The organism is Enhygromyxa salina (assembly GCF_002994615.1).
Classification (GTDB): Bacteria; Myxococcota_A; Polyangia; order Nannocystales; family Nannocystaceae; genus Plesiocystis; species Plesiocystis salina_A.
Window position 1 is genome coordinate 1 of record NZ_PVNK01000113.1, and the last position, 2,545, is coordinate 2,545.

2 protein-coding genes are annotated in these 2,545 nt (G+C 66.9%); both read left to right on the top strand.

All coding sequences use genetic code 11. From position 1 onward, the window contains the following. A partial coding sequence (locus ENSA5_RS37430; protein WP_181197626.1) for a hypothetical protein occupies positions 1-1,182 on the top strand: 1,182 nt, incomplete at its 5' end. A 110-nt stretch (positions 1,183-1,292) separates the two neighbouring features. Next, positions 1,293-2,318 (top strand): prolipoprotein diacylglyceryl transferase, encoded by a 1,026-nt coding sequence (locus ENSA5_RS10925; RefSeq protein WP_181197627.1) that lies wholly within the window; start codon positions 1,293-1,295, stop codon positions 2,316-2,318. The last annotated feature ends 227 nt before the right edge of the window (positions 2,319-2,545 follow it).

Consider the following 2,545-nt stretch of genomic DNA (forward strand, 5'->3'; position numbering starts at 1 on the left):
CCGGCCTTCTCCAACGTCGCCGAGGTCGACATCCCCGCCGAGGAGCACGGTGACGCGGACATCGAGTATTTCCTCTACGCCTTCGACGCGTCGATGAACCCGGCCGCCAACCTCGGCCTTCAAGACCAGCCGCTGGTCCTCAACCAGGGCTGCGCGGTCGACGAGCCCGTCGACTCGGGCGAGGGCGAGGTCATCGACGAGCCCAAGCCGCCCAGCGCCTTGCCGCGAGTCTGGATCAACCTCGGCATCGGCACCGGCTTCGGCGTCGCCAGCGGCACGGCCGAGAACACCTACCGCCAGTTCTTCCCCCGGGGCGAGCAGGCCTACGGCCCCGCCGAGTCGGGCTGCGCCATCGCGCGCTGGGTCGCGGGCACCCGCGACGTCACCGAGGTCCCGGGCGCCGAGCTCGTCCAGGCCTTCGACACCTTCGGCGCGCCGGGCACGACCGGCGACATGATGATGGCCTACAACGCCGCCCAGTGCGCCGAGCGCCACCCGGTCTCGACTGGCATGGCGATCGCGCCCTTCCACGTCGAACCAGAGATCTCGGTCCGGATCGGCAAGCGCGTGTCTTTGGGCCTGTACTCGCGGCTTCAGGTCGTGACGGCCGCGAGCGTGTATCGCGACGACCCGAGCAAGGATCTCACCACCTCGTTCAACGACGACGTGCGCAACCCGACCCCCGTCGGCGTCAAGCAATCGACCACGTTCTCGTGGACGATCGGCGCCAAGTTCAAGTACTTCCTCGGCAAGGAAGAGTGGAAGCTGCGGCCCTTCGTCGGCGCCTTCGGCGGCTACGGCAACTCGCGCCTCCGGGTCAACATGGGCTTCGCCAACGACCGCAACGGCAACAGCGTGCCCGACGACCTCGAGATCGGGACTGACACCGACATCAACGGCGCCGGTTGCTTCCCCGTGTGGCCCTACAACGCCTCGTGCGACGGCGACATGAACGCGACCAACGACCAGAACCTCGCCGCCAACGTGGCTGCGTCGGCCGACAGCAGCGACCGCGTCGACGTGGTCCGCATTGGTCCGGCCTTCATCGGCGCGCTGGTCGGCTTCAACTACCAGATCGTCAAGCACTTCGCGGTCTTCGGTGAGCTCGGCCTCGGCGGATGGTTCCCCGACCAGTCGAGCTTCCTGATCGACATCACCGTCGGGCCCGCGATCACGTTCTAGCGGCGAGGCCCCCTCCGCTCCCCCCAAACGCTCGCCTTTCGGCTCATACGAGCCCTAAATCATTCAGCTTGTTGAATTCAGCGCTTGATTTAGGGCTAGTCTCGCCGCCCATGCTCGGCGCCATCCCCTACGTCGTCCCGCCCGAGAAGACCTTCGAGTTCGGGACCGACATCCCGCTGCTCGGCGATCACCTCACGATCGGGGTGTTCGGGATCCTCGTTGCGATCGGCGTGCTGGCCGGCATCCAGCTCGCGGTCAAGATCTACTCCAAGGAGAAGGATCTCGACGAGTGGATGTTCCGCGACCAGATCTTCTGGGTCCTGGTGTTCGGCTTCGTGATCTCCCACTGGATCTCGGTGCTGTTCTACTTCCCCGAGAAGGTCAGCGAGAACCCTTGGGTCTTGTTGATGCTGTGGAACGGGCTGTCGAGCGTCGGCGGCTTCTTTGGCGCGTTCATCGGCATGAACTGGTTTCTGCGCCGGGAGAAGCAGCCGATCCTCGTCTACGCCGACGGCAACATGTTCGGCCTGCTCGTCGGCATGTGCTTCGGGCGGCTGTCGTGCGCGTGGGTCCATGACCACCCCGGCAAGATCGTCGAGGCCGGGACCTTCGGGGCCGTCGGTCCGTGGCCGTGTCGCTGCCCCGAGGGCCGGGCGCTGCCCGAGTGTTGCTCGGCCGCCCAGGAGATCTATCGCTACGACCTCGGGCTGCTCGAGTTCCTCGTCATCCTCGCGCTGACCTTGTTCATCTACTTCGTGTGGGACTGGCGCAAGGCCCACCCCGGCCGGCTCACGGGCCTCATCGCCCTGGTCTACGGCCCGGCGCGCTTCTTGTTCGATTTCCTGCGCGCGACCGAGGCCGACAAGATTGCGACGCCGGATGTGCGCTACTTCGGGCTCACGACCGCGCAGTACTTCTCGCTCGCGATCTTCGCGGCTGGCGTGTGGCTGTTCTTCCTGCGCAAGCCCAAAGACAGCGACCTCGACTACGCCCGCGAGAGCGAGCGGCTCGAGCAGGCCCGGAGCAAGGCCGCGGACGAGGCAGCCGAGCCCGCGGACGAGGCAGCCGAGCCCGCGGATGAGGCAGCCGAGCCCGCGGACGAGGCAGCCGAGCCCGCGGACGAACCGCGGACATAGGCGTCAAGCACGCCAAGCACGCCAAGGGTCGAGAGGCTGGCCCCTGGGCCTGGAGCTCCGCGAGCGCCGACCGGTTTCAACCGAGAACCCCGGGCTGCTAGCACCCCGGGCTGCTAGCAGCCCGGGGTGCAATGCATCGTGTCGCCTCGCGCCGGAATTTTCGCCGAGGGCGCGAAGCCAAAACGCCGCTGTACCGGGCGTACTGCAAGTTTTGGCGACAAAGCCCT

Excerpts from the sequence above, each read along its gene's own strand:
- ENSA5_RS10925 (WP_181197627.1), top strand. The coding sequence starts at position 1,293 with ATGCTCGGCGCCATCCCCTACGTCGTCCCGCCCGAGAAGACCTTCGAG.